At 43.1% G+C, this 18759-nt stretch carries 15 protein-coding genes; 10 read left to right on the top strand and 5 right to left on the bottom strand.

The window, feature by feature from the left end; genetic code table 11:
• Positions 1-13 precede the first annotated feature (13 nt).
• A complete protein-coding gene (locus tag F6K46_RS06175; protein WP_293066848.1) occupies positions 14-748 on the top strand; it encodes a hypothetical protein in 735 nt (244 codons plus the stop codon).
• Between the two features lie 241 nt (positions 749-989).
• On the opposite strand, the gene F6K46_RS06170 is transcribed toward F6K46_RS06175, so the two are convergent.
• Positions 990-1931 (bottom strand): glutathione S-transferase family protein, encoded by a 942-nt coding sequence (locus F6K46_RS06170; RefSeq protein WP_293066851.1) that lies wholly within the window; start codon positions 1929-1931, stop codon positions 990-992.
• A gap of 632 nt (positions 1932-2563) precedes the next feature.
• On the opposite strand from F6K46_RS06170, the gene F6K46_RS06165 reads away from it, so the two are divergent.
• Positions 2564-2932, top strand: coding sequence for a trypco2 family protein (locus tag F6K46_RS06165; protein WP_293066854.1), 369 nt, complete (start codon positions 2564-2566; stop codon positions 2930-2932).
• Between the two features lie 23 nt (positions 2933-2955).
• Positions 2956-6516, top strand: coding sequence for a tetratricopeptide repeat protein (locus tag F6K46_RS06160; protein ID WP_293066857.1), 3561 nt, complete (start codon positions 2956-2958; stop codon positions 6514-6516).
• A 28-nt stretch (positions 6517-6544) separates the two neighbouring features.
• Here the strand turns inward: F6K46_RS06160 and F6K46_RS06155 are convergent, their stop codons facing one another.
• Positions 6545-8686 carry a CHAT domain-containing protein gene (locus F6K46_RS06155; protein ID WP_293066860.1) on the bottom strand — a complete coding sequence of 714 codons (2142 nt, stop codon included), beginning with the start codon at positions 8684-8686 and terminating at the stop codon, positions 6545-6547.
• A 136-nt stretch (positions 8687-8822) separates the two neighbouring features.
• On the opposite strand from F6K46_RS06155, the gene F6K46_RS06150 reads away from it, so the two are divergent.
• Together F6K46_RS06150 and msrB are read left to right on the top strand one after the other, a co-directional pair.
• Positions 8823-9041, top strand: coding sequence for a hypothetical protein (locus F6K46_RS06150; RefSeq protein ID WP_293116837.1), 219 nt, complete (start codon positions 8823-8825; stop codon positions 9039-9041).
• Between the two features lie 610 nt (positions 9042-9651).
• Entirely contained in the window at positions 9652-10050 is a 399-nt protein-coding gene (gene msrB / locus F6K46_RS06145) for a peptide-methionine (R)-S-oxide reductase MsrB (RefSeq protein WP_075901973.1), read from the top strand.
• A 34-nt stretch (positions 10051-10084) separates the two neighbouring features.
• On the opposite strand, the gene F6K46_RS06140 is transcribed toward msrB, so the two are convergent.
• Positions 10085-10969 (bottom strand): UTP--glucose-1-phosphate uridylyltransferase, encoded by an 885-nt coding sequence (locus F6K46_RS06140; protein ID WP_293054408.1) that lies wholly within the window; start codon positions 10967-10969, stop codon positions 10085-10087.
• On the bottom strand, positions 10956-12008 hold the full coding sequence (locus tag F6K46_RS06135) for a GHMP kinase (RefSeq protein WP_293054411.1): 1053 nt from the start codon (positions 12006-12008) through the stop codon (positions 10956-10958). The genes F6K46_RS06140 and F6K46_RS06135 overlap by 14 nt, the downstream gene beginning before the upstream one ends.
• A gap of 509 nt (positions 12009-12517) precedes the next feature.
• Between F6K46_RS06135 and F6K46_RS06130 the strand changes: the two genes are divergently transcribed.
• Positions 12518-13018: a peptidoglycan-binding protein gene (locus tag F6K46_RS06130; RefSeq protein ID WP_075901967.1), complete on the top strand. Its 501-nt coding sequence runs from the start codon at positions 12518-12520 to the stop codon at positions 13016-13018.
• 459 nt (positions 13019-13477) lie between these two features.
• Positions 13478-13942, top strand: a complete 465-nt coding sequence (locus tag F6K46_RS06125; protein ID WP_293054417.1) for a DUF4079 domain-containing protein — start codon at positions 13478-13480, stop codon at positions 13940-13942.
• 222 nt (positions 13943-14164) lie between these two features.
• Here F6K46_RS06125 and F6K46_RS06120 read toward each other — a convergent pair whose 3' ends face one another.
• Positions 14165-14875, bottom strand: a complete 711-nt coding sequence (locus F6K46_RS06120; protein WP_293054420.1) for a DUF1997 domain-containing protein — start codon at positions 14873-14875, stop codon at positions 14165-14167.
• A gap of 485 nt (positions 14876-15360) precedes the next feature.
• On the opposite strand from F6K46_RS06120, the gene F6K46_RS06115 reads away from it, so the two are divergent.
• The 3 genes from F6K46_RS06115 to F6K46_RS06105 all read left to right on the top strand — a co-directional run.
• Positions 15361-16020: an NAD(P)H-binding protein gene (locus tag F6K46_RS06115; RefSeq protein ID WP_293054423.1), complete on the top strand. Its 660-nt coding sequence runs from the start codon at positions 15361-15363 to the stop codon at positions 16018-16020.
• 128 nt (positions 16021-16148) lie between these two features.
• On the top strand, positions 16149-16874 hold the full coding sequence (locus tag F6K46_RS06110) for a glycoside hydrolase family protein (protein WP_293054426.1): 726 nt from the start codon (positions 16149-16151) through the stop codon (positions 16872-16874).
• Positions 16875-17548: 674 nt separating this feature from the next.
• On the top strand, positions 17549-18759 hold a 1211-nt coding region (locus F6K46_RS06105), incomplete at its 3' end, for an Ig-like domain-containing protein (protein WP_293054429.1).

The following is an 18759-nucleotide window of genomic DNA, read 5'->3' as shown; positions in this document are numbered from 1 at the left end:
GGATTCGATAGTCATGGTTCACAAATTCATTTTCCAAGGTTCAGCTTACCTGTTGTCAGCGTCCGTGATGTGGCAAATGCTTCCCGCAACAGCCGGAATAGTACCTCGGAAGCATGACAATAGCAATGTTAGCACCTTCGAGATTGCTGGATTATTCGATGAGCTCCGCGAAATCCGTCGAGATGTTCGAGAGGTAACGAATACCATTCGTGAAGGCAGGCGTATAATCCAAGGCACACGCAGAGTGGTTGATGAGTTTGATCAACTTGGGGACGACCTCAACTCTGGACGAGTGGCAAAGTCTTCTAACAATAATCCTTGTCGCAAAAATGGGTCTCAGAAATCCGTTGCTATCAATGAGCAGGTGATTTGCACCAAAGACGGAGCCTATGAGTTAAGTCAGGAATTGCGTAAGGTACTGATGATGACACAAACTCGCAACCTATATATTGATGAGTTTTACGGCACGTTTTTGGACAAAGTCTTTAATCGTCCTATTGAGTTTATGTTCGAGAATAAGGAAGAGATGACCTTAGAGAATCTTACGAAAGTGCTTGCTCTCTATGATCAGAAACGGTGGGATTATAGCAAAATCACACAGATTCTTTTCTCTCCGTCTACTAGTAAGGCAACCTTGATGTTTGGAAAACGCACCGAACCGGAAATTGTATCTGTCCCTGATTCCATTGGTGAGTTCTCAGATTCCGTATTTAAAATAAAATCTAAGTCTCCATTGAATCAAGAATAACTTGACAGGTAAGCTATCAGCGGTCAGTGGTCAGTGGTTAGCCGTCAGCTTATTTTATTTCGGACTTACGAAATTTAGTGGGTTTTGCCCCCCTAGCCCCCCAATTTTGGGGGGTAATGATGTCAAAGTCCCCCAGAATTGGGGGATTTAGGGGGCACTTGCCTAAGTCCTGTTATTCAAAAGCTGATAGCTGATGGCTGATAGCTGATAGCTGATCGCTGATAACTAATAGCTGATAGCCTTAATCACTAAAACTAATTTGTGGTCCTTTTGGTACAATCCCAGAGGGATTAATAAAGGGATGACTCCTATAATAATGATCCTTAATATGGTCAATATTACAAGTTTCTTCTACCCCTGGCTGATGATAAAGGTCTTTGAGATAATTCCACAAATTGGGATAATCGAGAATTCGTTGCCAATTACATTTGAAATGGAAATAGTAAACTGAGTCAAAGCGTAGCAGAGTGGTAAACATACACCAATCGGCTTCTGTAATGCGATCGCCACAGAGATAACGTTGTTTACCTAACACCCCTTCCCAATAGTTAAGGGCATCAAATAGTTCAGTTACTCCTTCTTCATAAGCTTCCTGAGTAGTAGCGAATCCGGCTCGATACACACCATTATTAATAGGTTGGTAAATGGCATCAATGGTTTTATCAATCTCTTCCCGTAAATTCTCCGGATAAAAGCTGATATCCGACTGAGCAATCCCGTCGAACTCTAGGTCAAACATCCGAATAATCTCACGGGATTCATTATTAACAATTGTGCCAGTTTCCTTATCCCAAAGTACTGGAACCGTCACCCGTCCGGTACAGTTAGGGTCAGCTTTGATATAAACTTCCCGCAGATAGCGAGCACCATTGACTGTATCAGGGATACAACCAGGCCCATTGGAAAATTCCCATCCATCTTTATCCATCAATGGGTCAACAATGGAAAGGGTAATTGCTTCCTCCAATCCCTTTAAGGTTCGCATAATCAGAGTGCGGTGCGCCCAGGGACAAGCATAGGAAATGTAGAGATGGTAGCGTCCAGAGGCTGGTTTATAGTCTGTGGAGCCATCAGCACGAATCCAATTACGGAACTTCGTAGGATTACGCATGAATCGTCCTTGGGGGTCTTGCTGATAGGCTTCGTTAGTCCATTGTCCGTTAACGAGCATCCCTGTTGCCATAGTTTTCCTCTGTTCGTGTAGGGTGGCCAACGGCCATGGTATTTTTTTTATACTATCTATTGCTGAGGGAAAAGGGAGTCGGGAGTCGGGAGTCGGGAGTAGAAAGATAGAATAGTTCGGATAGTTTTAAACTATGACTGGTTTTGCATCTTTTAGGATTGTATAGTACTACGCATTAAATTTAGGACATTGATACAAGCTCAAAAGCTGTTGTATGTAGTCAACTTTTGCCTCTTGCCTCTTGCCTTGCGCGTAGCGCTATACAAGATATTGAACACTGTGGCATAGTGACACGCATTATATAATCCATGCTAAAAATGATTAGAACCAAGCGCCTGGATTACCAGATGAGTTATAAATAGATAAATTTTGCTAGAGATTTTTGCTCTATCGATCGGGTGCATCTCACTTTTGCTGTTTGATCCGGTGGGTGGAACGGGAATCTTGCCCGTTACAATTTTCGGGCGAGCCGTGCCAACAAGGCGCTCAGAGGCTGAAAATCAGGGCTAGCCCGTCCCTAAACCACCACTAGCAACATTTAGGTGCGACCTGTGGCGAATTAAATTCGCCAAGGTCAAGGGCACCTTTACAAATATCAGATGCAACCTATCGATCTTTGGAGGAGTGAAAAGGTGTCGGAAGAGAACACTATAGGACTTACGGAACTGATTGAACAGGTCAAGCAGGAACTACTCATAACTTCCCCTGACCAAGAGGCAGACATCCCGCTTTTGAGCGTAGATTCCGTAGAGCTGGAGCTACAAGTTACTGTTAAGAAGGAAGCCAAAGGCGGGGTAAAAATTTATGTTCTTGACTTAGGCGGGGGAGGAAGCCGGGATGATGTGCAGAAGGTCAAGGTTAAACTTTCCCCTCTTGTGAGTAAGGAAACACTTCTGAAAATCTACAGGAAGCGCTATCCAGATCGCTTAAGGGAACTAGTCGAGCAATCTATTGAAGGGACTTTAAAAGGCAGTGAGGACAATTTAAGCGATCAGTTCTGAGCAAACCTAGACTAACAGATTAAATGGAACTATTTGAGCTGTATCTATCTCCCATCAATGGGACTCGGTTCAAAGCCATCGTTACCCAATCTCCTGTCGGTGAGGGTGAAAGCGAGTCAGAGTTACCCTTTATTGAGGGTACGAAAGACTGGAGGATAAGTTTAATCAAGGCTCTGGAGAGTACTAGTTTTAGTTCTGAAAACTTTTGTGAAGAGGGAGAACAGGAGTGGCTGGTCAAAGCAGGTATTTTGGCTTCTGACCGCAATACTTTCCATCCTGACTATCAAGCCAACATTGGCAGAGCGCTCTATCGGGTACTTTTTCCCTCAAACAGTAAAGTAGAAAAAGCTCTCCAGAAATCTATCAGTCTGGCTGAGGATAAACACACACAACTGCTGATTCGGCTCAAGTTTGAAGCTGATGTGGTACAGCGTTCTCGGTTGGCGGATTATCCGTGGGAATTACTGCATAACGGGCAAAAATTTTTATGCCATCATCAGGTTGGGTTAGCACGATACATTGCTCACGACACCGCCCCTCCGTCTTTACCCCGTGTTGAGCAGGTGAATGTGTTGCTGGTTTCATCGGCAGCTTGTGACTCAGACTTGGGACTCAAGCCGCTTTCAAAACAGGAACAGCAAGCAATCCATGATGGTCTGGAGAAAGCTAGTGTTGCCGGACATATTCGTCTGAGTGAGCTATCTTATCCTACCCTCAAAGAGCTAAGAGCTTATCTGACCGAACATCAAGGGGATAAAGCTCCCCAGGTACTCCATTTTGATGGACATGGTTTGTTTGGTAAGCGCTGCTCCAACCAAAAGTGCCGTACTATGCACAAGGGTATAAAACGTGAGCGATGCCGAGCTTGCAAGGCACTATTACCGGAGCCTCAAGGGTATTTGGTTTTCGAGGATGACTATGGCAGACCTGATTATATCAGCGGTTCGGAGTTAGGAACATTACTCCAGCAGTCGAGCTTAAACGATAGCATTAGCCAAAGTAGAGGCATATCCCTTTGTGTGCTGAGCGCCTGTCAATCAGGCATGGCAGTAGCAGGGGAATCTGCGTTCAATGGTGCGGCACAAAACCTGGTTGGTCACCGAGTCCCTGCTGTGGTAGCGATGCAATACTCTGTCAGTGTTGAGAGTGCTAGCAATTTTGCCGAACAGTTTTATCGTTCTTTAGGACAGAAAAATTCACTGGCTGTGGCTGTCAGTCAGGGACGAGAGGCCATGGGAGTGGAAAACAACCAGTGGTATCGTCCGGTACTTTACCTGCGCTGGCCAGAAGGGGGTCAACTATTTGCCACTCCCCCAACATCTGCTGGTATTTTACCTGCAAGTATTCCCTCAAACCTGCCCCGCAGTGGTGTGATTAAATTTGTTGGACGTGGCAAAGTTCTTGAAACCCTACACCAACAATTGCAGCAGACAGAACGAGTTGGTATTTGTGCGATCGCTGGCATGGGTGGTATTGGGAAAACAGAATTGGCTCTGCAATACGCCCTGGTTCATAAAGAACTCGGTACTTACCCTGGTGGTATCTGTTGGTTACGCACGGAGGAAGCAGGAGTAGGTCTTGACATTGTCAGCTTTGCTAAGGTGCAGTTGAATATGCAGTTACCATCGGGATTGGATTTGGAGGAGCAGGTAGCTTACTGTTGGCGAAACTGGCAAGAGGGTGAAGTGCTACTAATCTTGGATGATGTTAGAGACTATCTACAAGTCAAATCCTATCTTCCACCACCTGAGCCACGGTTCAAGGTACTGTTTACTAGCAGGAGGCAATGGTTGGGTGAATCCTTTGAAACACTTTCCTTGGATGTTCTTTCTGAAGAAGCAGCTACAGAACTGTTGACTTCATTAGTTGGAAAAGAGCGTATTGAGCAAGAACTTGACCAAGCCAAACAACTGTGTTTGGAGTTGGGATTTTTGCCCTTGGGCTTGGAGTTAGTAGGACGATATTTAAAACGCAAGCCACATTTGTCTATAGCTCAAATGCGGCAGCGACTGGGACTAGAGCATCGTTCGCTACAAAAGCCATCTGGGGAAATGACGGAACAAAGGGGAGTAGCTGCAGCTTTTGAACTCAGTTGGCAAGAACTTGATCCACTGGCTCAGCAATTAGGTTGTTTGCTCAGTCTATTTGCACTGGCTCCCTTTGCTTGGCAATTAGTTAACCAGTGCTTGCCTGACTCAGACGAAGAGGATTTAGAGGATATCCGAGACTATGCCCTTACAGAATATAGTCTGCTGCAACAAACTGGGGAGGAAACCTACAGCCTACATCAACTGATTCGGGAGTTTTTTCATAATAAATTGAAGCAGTTTGAAAATGGAGAAAAGGCGAAGCAAGTCAATGAGCTGAAACAAAATTTATGTTTTGTAATGGTAGCTGTTGCCAAGACAATTCCAGAGTATCCTAACCAAGAATTTTTGCTGGAAGTAGAAGATATTATCCCTCATGTTGAAGAGGTTGCCATAGCATTAAGGGACTATCTAAGTGAGGCAGATTTTATTACACCTTTCCAAGGGTTAGGAAGATTCTACGAAGGAAAAGGACTTTATAGTCAGGCAGAGATATGGTACAAGGGATGTCGATATCAGGTTGAGGAACGATTTGGTGCTGAGCATTTTTATCTGGCTACGAGTAGTAATAACCTAGCATCTATTTACCAAGCTCAAGGACAATACTCTAAAGCAGAACCCCTCTATAAACAAGCATTGGAGATTAGGCGCAAGCTATTGGGACAAGAACATCCTGATACAGCAGAGAGTCTAAACAATCTAGCTTTACTTTACAATTATCAGGGGCGTTATAAAGAAGCGGAACTTCTCTATAAACAAGCATTAGAGATGAGGCGCAAGTTATTCGGAGAAGAACATCCTGATCTAGCAGAAAGTCTCAGCAATCTAGCTTGGCTCTACCAGGATCATGGGCGTTACGAGGAAGCAGAATCCTTGTTTTTACAAACCTTGGAAATGCGACAACGCTTACTTGATACAAAGCATCTTCGTATTGCAGATAGTTTTAATGCTCTGGGATCTTGTTACTACCGTCAAAAGCGGTATGAAGAATCAGAAAAGATGTATTTGCAAGCACTAAATCTGTACAAGGAACTTTTTGGCGATAAACATCGTGATGTTGCTATGGCTTCAAATAGTTTGGCTTTAGTCTACTCTGAGCAGGGGAAATACAAGGCAGCAGAACCATTGTTGACAAAAGCATTGGAAATTCAGAAACACATATTAGGAGAGAAGCACCCTGATGTGGCAACTGGACTCATTAATCTCGCAGCTTTATATGAGGATTTAGGTAATACAACTAAAGCTGAATCTCTATACCAGCAAGTGTTAGAAATGAGGAAGCAACTGTTAGGGGAGATGCACCCTGATGTGGCAATTACCATGAACAACTTAGCCAAGTTTAACTACAATCAGAAACGATATGAAGTAGCTAAGCCACTTTATAGTGATGCAGTAAGGATTTTAGAAACAAAGTTAGGATCTAATCACCCCAACACTGTTAAGGTTAAGAACAACCTGGAAGATTTAAAGTCAGTGATGGATAGCAGAGTCGATTAGATGGTTTGTAACTATTTGGTTTCACATGCTACTGTGATACATCCATTAAGGTAAACCCTGCCCAATTGATTGGATCTTGATATTGCTTGTTGTTTTTAACTGCGAGCATTGCCTTGCGTAAAGCTTGAGGTTCATCAATTACTCTGCCCTGGGCAGCTTGTATTCTCATTTCGGCATAAAACTCAGACATTAGGATTTGGGTTGCTTGATCTGGTACTGACCAAAGAGAAACAGCTACACGAGGAACTCCAGCTAGACCAAGAGATAGGGGAAGTCCTAGCACTGTACTGTGCCCAAACTCACCCTGTGCAGTATTGCAAGCACTCAAAACAGCTAAGCTGGCATTCAGTTTTAGATTTAAAATTTCCTGAGAGGTGAGGTAAGAATCATACAATTTAATGGCACCAGGTAAAGAACCTTTAGTTCTAACTATATGCCACGTTTTCTCTTTTTCTCTATCAAACCAGAAACTATAGGATACACCATTACTTATTTCTTTAGAATTTGGAACTCCTTCTATCCTGTGGACACCTATGCTGTTTTTTCCTGTTTCTATGACCATCATCACATCTCTTGGTTCGGAGGGTCGTACATCCAAGACACCATGTGTAGCAAAGTGCAGAATCTTAGCATTACTGATTCCAGAAAGAACAGTTTTTTCATTAGCTTCGTTTCCTATCAGAGCATGAGATCCTGATCGCACAGCGATAATTCTAGCTTCAATTCCAGCTTTTGGCAAGTTAGGTACATTTCCATCAGCGGGGTTTCCTACAATCAGGATATCTCTACCTCTAGGAAATCTATCCAAAGGGCGGCGTTTATGAAGGAGACTGTGTAGATTCGGAGCCGTCCGAATAGTATGTTTTTCAATTAAGTAGCGACCATCGGCATCTTTGAGAGCAGGGAAAGGCACTAAGAACATAGAATTTTGTGGTATGAAAACCACATGCTCTTCAGGAGATGCAGGCAATAAGTCTTCTATAGGCTCAATAAGACGTTGGTGTAGTTGTTTAAGTTTTTCTTGATGGTAAGACTCAGGTACAACTCTTTGATCTCGATTTTCCTCTGGATTTCTTAGTCTGATTTCACGAACTGGTTGACTTGATTCTTTTCTTTCATTTCCTCGATCTACATAAGAATAAGCTGCTCTATATCCACTTTCAACAAGTTTATCCAAAGAAATATCATAAGGAGTAAAATCTATTTGTTGGAAATGTAATTTACCTGTCGGCTGAGCAATCCATGCAAAAACTTCTGTTTGCGAAGCCACTGAATAGTACACTATTGTCGCTTTTTGTTTTTGAGCAATTCTCCTAAAATCCTTATAAGATAAATTATCGGGAAATGTCGGTTTTGGTAATAACGTGTTATCGTATAGTTTGCCTTCCTGGTATACCTCATCGCTTAGAGCATAGGCAGCAAAGGGGACAATTCTAAGTAGCTCAAGATTGCGAATTAATTGGGCAGCTTTGAAGGCTTCTTCTTCAAACTTGTCGTCCTTCCCTTGTGCGACAAATACTCTTTGCAGTAGTTGTAGAGTTTCTACTTCTAAACTGTGAACATCTTCCACAGTATCCACTCTAAAGTTTGATATTTGGTTAACATCATTGTCGTCTTGTGAAGAATTATCTAAACTATAATCTTGATTTTGTAAATTTGGTATCAATTTTTCTAAAATAAAATTTGGTTGTTTCAATTGTTCTAGAACATCGTCACTTACATCACGATGTACTTGTAAAACTGCTTCTGAAGGATTATGACTATCCCCTTGAATGAAAAGATACATTATTCTGGCATATAAATTATCCAATGGTTTCTTACCTGTAATGGTAGAAACAGAGAAACCTTTGTGACGTGTTTTAGGGTTCTTAAACCCTCGTAATGAACCAGCATCTAATAAATTCAAAGCCATTTTTAGTGATTTTTCGGCCTCTGAATATTGAGCATTTTTATACTGTCGATTTCCTTGCTCAAAAAGTTGCATCGCTTCTCTTAGATTACGTAGTATTGGAGATTTATTATAGCGGTCTACATCTGCCTCTGAATATAATTTAGGATTTGAATAATCCGCCACACTCTTAGTTGGCAAATAAAAATTTACACTCAGGATGACAGAAGCAGAAATTAGTGAAGTTAATAGCCTAGTAAGACTTTTCTTGGCAAGGTACATATTTACTAGTAACGCTCATGATTATTTCACGATCCGAGATTTTAACTACTGCCTTGGTTAAACCCACTTCCCGCACTTCAACTTGGATGCATCTCATTAAAGCCTGATTGACCCGGTGGGTGGAACCGGCATGTTGGTGGAATGGGCATGTTGGTGGAACGGGCATGTTGGTGGAACGGGCATGTTGGTGGAATGGGCATGCTGGTGGAACGGGCATGCTGGTGGAACGGGCATCTTGCCCGTTATCAATATTTTCGGACGCCCTGTCCCAACACTGGCTACCAAAAAAATGAAGACTCGCCCTTGGGTGGTGCGTTACGGGGCAGGCTGTCTCAAAACTGGCCCTCGGTGTTGAACATGATGGCAAGCCCGCCCCTCACGCACCCTACGCACCCTACGCACCCTCTCAATAATCAAGCCTAGAATCAACTTCCTTCGTTGACAACTCTCTTGTAATAGGTTTGAAGTGCGGAATGTCGATCCGTAAGCATTCAGGTGTAGAGATTGACAAAGTCACCCCACTCACTTCAAAAGCGGAATCAGAGACAATTCGTGAGAACGCTGCCTGACTGCTAAGGACACAGCCTGACTCAGGAACTTTATGGTATTAGGGCTTCTACTGGATTCCTCAGCGGTTGGATTTTCACCAACTTAACTAACAAGTTTCAGATATTTCTATCTGAGGTTAATCCCCCAAATCCTTTTCAGGATAAGGTTTCTAACCAACAAATCGCACACTCATCTCATACCGGAATAATTCCCGAATAATTACCCTTAATCAAACCCTGGCCATCTTCCCAAACGCCCCAAACTTCCCACACGCCCCAAACTTCCCATCTCCTGTGTGCCAGAAAATGTTAAGTTAAGTATCAAAACGTGTCTTTTCTTTACAAAAGACCAGATCACCCTATTGGTGATCTCTCACCTCCCACGTATCAACAAAAAACTATTACAAGGATTCAGCCATGGTTAGTAAAGTCCAAAAGACTGAAGCACAGTGGAAAGAGCAGCTAACACCGGAACAGTATAAAGTCACCAGACAGAAGGGAACGGAAAGAGCCTTCACTGGAGAATACTGGAACAATAAGGAGAAGGGTATCTACAAATGTATCTGTTGCGGCACAGAGCTATTTAACTCCGATACCAAATATGATTCTGGGACAGGTTGGCCTAGTTTTTACGCACCTATCAAAGAAGAGAATGTGAAGGAGGAACCGGATAACAGCCTATTTATGCGCAGGACAGAAGTGTTGTGTGCTGTCTGTGACGCTCACCTAGGTCACGTGTTTAGCGATGGACCACAACCAACTGGCTTACGCTACTGTATGAATTCTGCTTCCCTTAGTTTCGAGAAACAGGATTAGAAAAACAAGATTAATCAGATCAAGTCACCTGAGTTTAATTGGGAAAATCAATTATGGTCTGTCGATAAAACTGGGGCATTCCGGTATCAAAATACTTGCCTTTAACTAGATAACCGGTTATGCCCTCTTCTTGTCGCAATTTATCAAGACAGGATGTGAGCTGAAATTCACCTTTTTCACGGATATTGTGGTTGATGTGGTCTTCAAGATAGTCAAAAATTTTCGGCTTAAGTACATACATACCAAATACCGCTAAAAACTGATCCTCCGCCATTCCTTCCATATGGAGATGGGCTCGCGCATACTCAAGACTAGGCTTTTCATAAAGCTCTGTCACACGCAACTGTGATTCTGACTCTTCCCAAATCCCAGTCACACAACCGGCTTTATGAATAATCTCTCCTGGCATTACGGTCAAGGCAACAACGCTGTGATCAACCTGGTTATAAACGTTTAGAACTTGACTAGCACAGGAATTTTCATGGTCAGAAGCGTAAACATGATCCCCCAGCAACAATAGAAAAGGCTGATCATTTACCCATTCTTTGGCACAAAATACAGCATGACCATAGCCTTCTTGCTCCTCTTGAATCAGAAACGTAATTCTCTGGCCTAAATCCTGTAAATATTGGCTGTATGCTTGGTTTTCTGGAGAGAGTTTCTCGAAGAGTTCGGGTTTGGGGGGCGACTTAAACAAGTCTTCAAAATGTTTGCGATCGCTTTTTTGAACCACAATCCCCACTTCTTCTATCCCAGCATTGACCGCTTCTTCCACAATCGCCATGATCACTGGTTTCGCCCTACCATCCCGGTCAATAATCGGAAATAACTCTTTTTTTACCACTTTGGTGGCTGGAAACAAACGGGTTCCAAAACCCGCTGCGGGAATTACAGCTTTGCGAACATTATTGGTCTGCATAAATCGTTAACGTCAAAGATTCCATGTGGGGAAAATCACGCTCAAGAATTTTAATTAACTTTTGTTGACTTTCCTTGTCTTTAACAATAAATTGTGCACTGCCATCCCCTTGAGAGCCAACTCCCTTTCCCCCTAGGATATAAGGTTGAATTGGTTCATAATTCAGCATTTGGTGCAACACTCCAGCAGTTAATTGCTCAGGGCAAGCAGGGATAAGATAGCGGTCGAATTCAGCTTGTGCCTGGTTCATCAAGCTACCAATCCGTTCAGCATCACCCTTTTCCAGAGCCTCAACTGCCTCCTGAGTAATTTTAGAACTTATTGCACCAAGATAGTGCTGAACATTCTGTTGTATTTCGTTAGTGGCAAACGGATAGCACTGATTCAGTTTACCGAGGATTTCCTGAGTATTTTTGCTAGCCCCGAGGTCTACAATTACAAAAAATAGATTCCGAGGTACCTTGAGTTCACTAATATCGGTGTGTTCACCATCAAACATCATCATGATGGGTCGATTTCCATAAGCACAGGCGAAATCCATCCGACCACATTGGGAAGGGGTGGTGGTTTCCCCTAGATAGGCTAACTCCATTTCCTCTTGGAGGGTCATGTTTAAGTCATACAGGCGATTGAAGGCGCGGGCAACTAGGACGCAAATTGCGGCACTTGAGGATAGCCCTTTCTTGATCGGTAAGTCAGTGCGGTAATTATCGATTTCAATTCCACCGACAGGATAGCGACAGAGACACTGGTAGGCAACCCCAGCAGCATAACTAAAAAAACCGCCTTTTTTAGCAACAGCGAGCAGAGCACTCCTTTCCATTGGTAAACTAATAGAAACGGTCGGTTTACCCTCACTCAGGGAAGTACGAATAATCAGCTCGGTCCGATCAGATAAGACCAAAGCATAAAGTCCCTGATTGGTTCCGGTGATTAGGGTGTAGCCCCTTTCGAGCTGGGGATTTAGGCAGCGATAGCCTCCTGCCCAATCACTATGTTCCCCAAATAGACAAAGGCGACCTGGGACAAACAGTTTCATCACTGAGTTAAATGTATAGCAGTCTTGATTGGAATACAATACAGCCGGTGATTGCAGTAGGAGCTTCCGAGAGGCTACAGTGTATTTTAATGAGCTGCAAAGCACTATATAAAGAACTATAGTATGACATTGCCATCAGAGGGATTGCATTCAAAGACGGCAAGATACCATCAGACGGGTAAACTCTCGATAGAGGGTCCTACCGATCAATGCTACTTGGTATTAACTAGAAATTTTGAAACCTCTATGTGGGTAGATATAAATAAACGTAAAGTGGGGTAACTACATGGAACGTTTTATGTTAACTACTGCATGCAAGCCTTGGCTGTGCATCCCTAAAGTCAACAATCACTAGTCAACACTTAACACTCTACATAGTTACCCAGTGATTCAAATCACGCTTTACTGGCAGAAGGTTAACAACTTATTAAAACTTAAATCACCCCTGCTCAACCTCAGATATTTGATTATGAAGAATGCCAGGAAAAATTTCATCAGGGAAATCTAGCATGACAGCTTTGATTAGTTTGGAAACCTCCCAGACCAGTGCTTGTGTCACTGCTTGGCTCAGAAAACACACCCTTTATCTAGGGTTCATTGGTCTTTATGTGGTAGAATTACAAAGTATGTTGGCTCACCGGGGATATTACTTTGGTCCATTAGATGGTGTGTTTGACACAGAGATTGAATATGCTGTGCAAGGCTACCAGCAAAAGGTATTTCTCAGAGCAACTGGTATTGTAGACCAAAAGACCTGGGAAGCTCTTCTGAGCGGTACTCCGGTCAATATGCCAATTCTACGTCCTGGCAGTTTTGGTGAGGCTGTCAGAAAAGTCCAAGAAGTACTTTGGATTAGTGACTACTATAGCGCTAAGATTGATGGCATCTTCGCTTCCCTGACACTCGAAGCAGTGCAACGCTTCCAACTGGACAAGGGTTTGCTAGGCAATGGTGTAGTTAGTGAACACACCTGGAATGCCTTGAGCGAGATGCCTCGCTATGTCTATTAGGCTATGTCTATTAGTGCGTTAGTCCTGTCGTAAAACATTGATACCAAGTTGCGATCAATCAAAGATATGATCCTTTGAACTATTTAGGGAGTGAGCAGGTGAGCAGGTACTAGATATGAATGCAACTTAGGATGACTAGCGGCGGTTGGGAGAGATGGGGAGCAAGACTTACGGATATGAACGCCAAACTGTAAGCTAACTTCGGTAAGCTTACAGTTCTGTTCCTGTATCTTTCCCCGGAATTGATTTAGCCATCAGTGGCAAGAGGCGATCGCTTGCCTTACCATCCAATCGCAACATTTCTACATCGTTAAAAATACCCAAATTTCCCCAAATTCAACGGCAAGCATCAGAGCTATACTACCATCTTGTTTAACTGAGTTATTAGCACATTAGACTTAATAACGGCAACTATGTTATGTTAATTTTCATGAAGCTCCTGAAAATTGACATAACAATATGAACCTGCCAGAGTCTGTTAAATTTTGGTCTCAATTCTTCCACCCCTTACTGATGTGGGTGCTCCTAGCGGCAGCCTTCTATGCTCTTTATCTGGGCTTGAAAATCCAAAAGACTAGAACGGCGGAAGGTGAGGAAAAGAAAGCGCTAGTTAAGGGTCAATATAATGTTAAGCACCATCTTGTTGGTTCAGCGTTGCTAGCAATGATGGTACTCGGTACCATCGGAGGTATGGCAGTAACCTACATTAACAATGGCAAGTTGTTTTTTGGACCCCATTTGCTGGCTGGTTTAGGCATGACCGGAATTATTGCTACCTCTGCCTCTCTAACACCATTAATGCAGAAAGGTCAAACTTGGGCTCGCTATAGTCACATCGTCCTGAATGTTGCACTCTTGGGACTATTCAGCTGGCAAGCCATCACCGGTATGCAAATTGTCCAGAAGCTTCTTAGCAATCCGTAGATGATTTAATTTACCTAGGGGTGTGGTCTTGGTAAGCATTCAGCTATCAGCCGTCAGCCGTCAGCTTATTTTATTCAAAAGCAAAATTAGTAGCCTAAGCTATGGGCATAAACTGTTCGGTGTAGCGTGGCCACAGACCTTTAGCTGTTCACGTAGCACCTCAAGTAGCCCATAAGCTGATAGCTGATAGCTGACCCCTTATAATAAAACTAACTGTAAATTTTACTGCTGTCGTGATTGCTTCGGTATAGGTAGACCATTACTGCTGTGGAAGTCTTCCTGTACCTTGTGGGTTAAACGCCGGGAAACTTGACGCACAACTTGCTGCAAAATTCCGTTGCCTGTGCGTTGAATCAACGACTGAGGTAGTTTCTGAATTGCCTTGGGAAACCACATATCAACACTTAGGTCAAGATGCCACTCCACGCGGGTTATCGCTGATGGTATGGACTCCGATTCCAGCTGATGGTCTTGAAAATACTCCCTTGCTGGTACTTCTACTAAGGTCTGAGATGCCTGGAAATCAAGCTCATAGCCTGGACTGACGTAATTGGATATGGGAATTGTCCGAATCTGATAGGAATTTTCGTCAAGAGGTACCCATTCCAAACCGATTTTTGGCTCTACCCTATAGCCAAACGCCCCAAAGCTACCAATGGTCAAGATATAGCCATTGTCTGTGAGCAGTTCTACTTTCATAGGATGAGCGCAGCGACAAAACCAATCCTGGTGAGTATTTAGATAGGCACTCACTTGCTCAGCTGAAGCATACATCTCCATACAGTCTTGAAAATGACACTGAAACCGAGTCGGCTCACTACCTGAGTAAGACCCTGATGGAACAATAGGGTCAGTGTTGGCCTTTATAGCAGGAGTATTCAAATCGACCTGTTTTGCCTCAATTGACTGATGGTTAATAAAATGCGATCGCATACATCATCCTCTTCATGTGATTGCCTTGTGACTAGTTCAGAAACTAGTTGAGAGCCTAGTTGAGAAATGTCCATGGGTCGCTCTTGCTGATCCCACTCCTCTGGCTGAGTTAATCAGGAGTCGGACACAAACAAGTTGAGCTATGTAAACAAGTGTAAAGTTTTGGAGCCTGATCTAGCTGGGTGTCTGGTGATGCGAGATCAGTTATGAGATCAGTTATTAGATCACTGACTATAGCGGGTTCTAATTAGATCCACCCACACAGTCTTAGAAGAACACATGACGAAGGAAACTTATACAGAAACTTATACAACCGAGAGGTTGGGGTTTACGGAAGCGATGCAGCGCGGTCTTGGGGGTTACCCCCATGAGCGACTGCATCAAGACAAAATCCAATAATTCTCGATTGAATGGCCTAGTTTAATTTTCACTCAGAATAACTGGTAAACTGGCTAAGCTACTAGGTGAATTGTACGGAAATTGCCATGAAAGCATGTGTAGCTGGAGCAACGGGAGAAACAGGAAAGCGGATTGTACAGGAACTGGTTATGCGTGATATTCCTGTACGGGCTTTAGTGCGAAATTTAGAGTACGCTCAAGAAATATTACCACCAGCTGCAGAATTAGTGATGGGGGATGTGCTCAAACCTGAGAGTATCAGTGCTGCGATCGGAGATAGTACTGTAGTGCTGTGCGCCACTGGTGCTCGCCCTACCTTTGACCCCACCGCACCCTACAAGGTGGATTACGAAGGCACTAAAAATTTAGTAGATGCTGCTAAGCAAAAAGGGGTAGAACACTTTGTATTGGTTTCCTCCCTCTGTGTGTCCCAGTTTTTCCATCCCTTAAATCTATTCTGGCTGATTCTGGTCTGGAAGAAGCAAGCAGAGGAATATATCCAAAAAAGCGGCTTGACCTACACCATTGTGCGACCAGGTGGTCTCAGAAACGAAGACAACTCAGACCCGATTGTTATGTCTGGGGCAGATACTCTATTTGAAGGTAGCATACCTCGCACCAAAGTAGCAGAAGTTTGTGTTGAGGCGCTGTCGGAACCGGAAGCTCGGAATAAAATAGTAGAAGTGGTTAGCTCAGCAGAAGCTCCCGATCAAAGCTGGGAACAGCTATTTTATGACGTGGGTTGAGTCAGTGTTGAGCGTTCGCTCAAGCGCGGAAGCGAAGCTTCCGGAGCGTAGCGTGACGTTCGGTTAATCGCATTTTGTGAACACTATTAAGTTCACAGTATTAACACTAGTAAGGATTAGTCAACTGAGTGTCTTCATCACCCCGACAGAAGTACGGAAAATTAAGAGGATTTCCAAATACTTCCTATAAATTTACACTCAAAGGATTATTTTACAATATTTCAGCCTTAGCGATAGTGAGCTTATTATTGGGAATTTATATCAGACATGTGTTTAATAGATGGGCTTACTACCCGGTTGAGCGTACGCTATCTGATTATCCTACCAGTATTCATGGCACGCCTCCCTTAGTGATGAGGGGGGGAGATCCTTACATTCGCGCCCTAATGCGTACTATCACCGCTAGTGAAGCTAATGACCCCCAACCCTACACGATTATCTATGGGGGTCAACACGTTTCTGATTTAAGGCGTCATCCTGAAATATGTGTTCCCATAGTCGCTGGTCCTAATGTTGGAAAATGTAGCACAGCAGCGGGACGGTATCAGTTCCTTGATTTTACCTGGGAAGCAAAGGCACAACGCTATCACCCCAGACCCTCAGGCTTTTTGTTTTGGAAGCAGTATAGCTTTGAGGCACACTTCCAGGATGCTGTGGTTCACGATTGGCTCAAGGATAGTAGAGCCTGGGGGATGGATATTCCCAAAGAATTGCGGCAAGGAAATTTAGATAAAGTGTTGCGGCGGTTGTCTGGTACTTGGACAAGTCTAGGTTATGGAATAGAAACCAATAGCATGAGTAAACACTTGCCAAAGGTTTATCAACAGATGCTTGAGGAAGAACTAAACCGCTAATCCTTCATTATCGCATGCTTGCAGAAAATTAACAAATTTTTTTTAAGCAGTTCTTAATTTTGTATTGAGAACTGCTATAAAAAGCAATGACTAAGGGCTAAGGACTAATATAGCGCTACGCTTAGCGTCAGAAGTTAGAACTCAGAAGTCAAAGGTGCGCTTTCCGTTCTCCTACGGAGACGCGGGGCGCGTTTCTCCGTAGGAGACGCTACGCGAACGGCGAATTAAATTCGCCACGGGTCGCACCTAAAAGTAAGCTATGACTAAGTTTCGTAGTTTAGGAGCGATGCAGCGCGGTCATGGGGGAAACCCCCATGACCGCGCTGCATCAAGACAATGTCAAACATCTTAATACGTAGTGCTATAAATAACTATTTTATTAAATTTTACCAGAGCAAAAATTGTCGATAATTATTCCTTTGATAACGCCAAAATTACTTCATTATTATTCACACATTTTTTAATTATACCTAGTATTTATACAAGCTAATTGACTGACAAAATTATCCTTAGCCAAAGATAAAATCAGGGAATAGAATAGGCAAGCTTGTGATGATGAATCCCTAGTAAAGACTGAAAAGCATTCTAGGTCAGATTATCCTGAATTCTATCAGTTAACCCGTATAAGTAGTCAACAGCGATAAATTATAATTATTGTTCAGTAAATAAAAATTATGGTTAAAATTCAAGCTGAAAACTTTGAAAATCGAAACATTTTTGAAATTGAGGATAATAACGAGGCTGAGGGTGGTTCACTAATCAGAATACCCGATGAATTTGGTCCTAATCCCTCCTCTGGTAGTGCTACCACAACCTTTAATTTACCTACTGGTAACTACGAAGTTAGGTTAGGTTACCTGGATGAGTCTGATGGACAAAGCCCCATAAATATCACTATTGGCAATACCGACTTGCCAACATTAACTTTGGATAATGATGGTGATAGTTTTGTCAATGAACAAATTAGCAGTACCGTATTCATCAACAATGGAGACGAAATCACAATTAACGGTACTCGTGATCGCCAGGAATATGCCCGAATTGACTTCATTGAATTCATTCCACTCGATGAGAATCTGATTGCAGTAGATGACACCGCTACCACTCAACAAAATACAGAGGTAAATATTGATGTTTTAGAAAATGACACTGATCTTGACGGAAACAGCACTCTGACCATTGTCACTGATGCCAATAATGGTACTGCAGTAGTGGATGACAATGGCACTGCTGGAGACTTCAGTGATGATTCTGTGATTTACACTCCTGAGGATGGTTTCAGTGGACCTGACAGTTTTACCTATGAGTTAAGCAATGGTCTAACTACTCAAACAGCTACTGTTGACATTGACGTTACTCCTGTTGACGAGAACAGTCTGATTGCAGTAGATGACACCACTACTACTGAAGAAAATACAGCGGTAACCATTGATGTTTTACAAAATGACACTGATATTGACGGAAACGGCACTGTAACCATTCTCAATGATCCCAGCAATGGTACTGCAGTAGTGGATGACAATGGCACTGCTGAAGACTTCACTGATGATTCTGTGATTTACACTCCTGATAATGGTTTCAGTGGAGCTGATAGTTTTACCTATGAGTTAAGCAATGGTCTGCTTACTAAAACGGCTACTGTTGACATTGACGTTACTGCTGCTGTTGACGAGAACAGTCTGATTGCAGTAAATGACACCGCTACTACTGAAGAAAATACAGCAGTAACCATTGATGTTTTACAAAATGACACTGATGTTGACGGAAACGGCACTGTAACCATTCTCAATGATGCCAGCAATGGTACTGCAGTAGTGGATGACAATGGCACTGCTGAAGACTCCACTGATGATTCTGTGATTTACACTCCTGATGATGGTTTCAG

Source organism: Moorena sp. SIO3E8, from assembly GCF_010692445.1.
GTDB lineage: Bacteria > Cyanobacteriota > Cyanobacteriia > Cyanobacteriales > Coleofasciculaceae > Moorena > Moorena bouillonii.
Note: the sequence above shows the minus strand (reverse complement) of the source record. Positions and strands in the feature narration are given on the sequence as shown.

What these genes read in the sequence shown, in the direction of transcription:
- F6K46_RS06170 (WP_293066851.1), bottom strand. Translation starts at nt 1,931, where the DNA reads ATGGCAACAGGGATGCTCGTTAACGGACAATGGACTAACGAAGCCTAT.
- F6K46_RS06120 (WP_293054420.1), bottom strand. Translation starts at nt 14,875, where the DNA reads ATGCGATCGCATTTTATTAACCATCAGTCAATTGAGGCAAAACAGGTC.
- F6K46_RS06125 (WP_293054417.1), top strand. Translation starts at nt 13,478, where the DNA reads ATGAACCTGCCAGAGTCTGTTAAATTTTGGTCTCAATTCTTCCACCCC.
- F6K46_RS06130 (WP_075901967.1), top strand. Translation starts at nt 12,518, where the DNA reads ATGACAGCTTTGATTAGTTTGGAAACCTCCCAGACCAGTGCTTGTGTC.
- F6K46_RS06115 (WP_293054423.1), top strand. Translation starts at nt 15,361, where the DNA reads ATGAAAGCATGTGTAGCTGGAGCAACGGGAGAAACAGGAAAGCGGATT.
- F6K46_RS06155 (WP_293066860.1), bottom strand. Translation starts at nt 8,686, where the DNA reads ATGTACCTTGCCAAGAAAAGTCTTACTAGGCTATTAACTTCACTAATT.
- F6K46_RS06160 (WP_293066857.1), top strand. Translation starts at nt 2,956, where the DNA reads ATGGAACTATTTGAGCTGTATCTATCTCCCATCAATGGGACTCGGTTC.
- F6K46_RS06175 (WP_293066848.1), top strand. Translation starts at nt 14, where the DNA reads ATGGTTCACAAATTCATTTTCCAAGGTTCAGCTTACCTGTTGTCAGCG.
- msrB (WP_075901973.1), top strand. Translation starts at nt 9,652, where the DNA reads ATGGTTAGTAAAGTCCAAAAGACTGAAGCACAGTGGAAAGAGCAGCTA.
- F6K46_RS06140 (WP_293054408.1), bottom strand. Translation starts at nt 10,969, where the DNA reads ATGCAGACCAATAATGTTCGCAAAGCTGTAATTCCCGCAGCGGGTTTT.
- F6K46_RS06135 (WP_293054411.1), bottom strand. Translation starts at nt 12,008, where the DNA reads ATGAAACTGTTTGTCCCAGGTCGCCTTTGTCTATTTGGGGAACATAGT.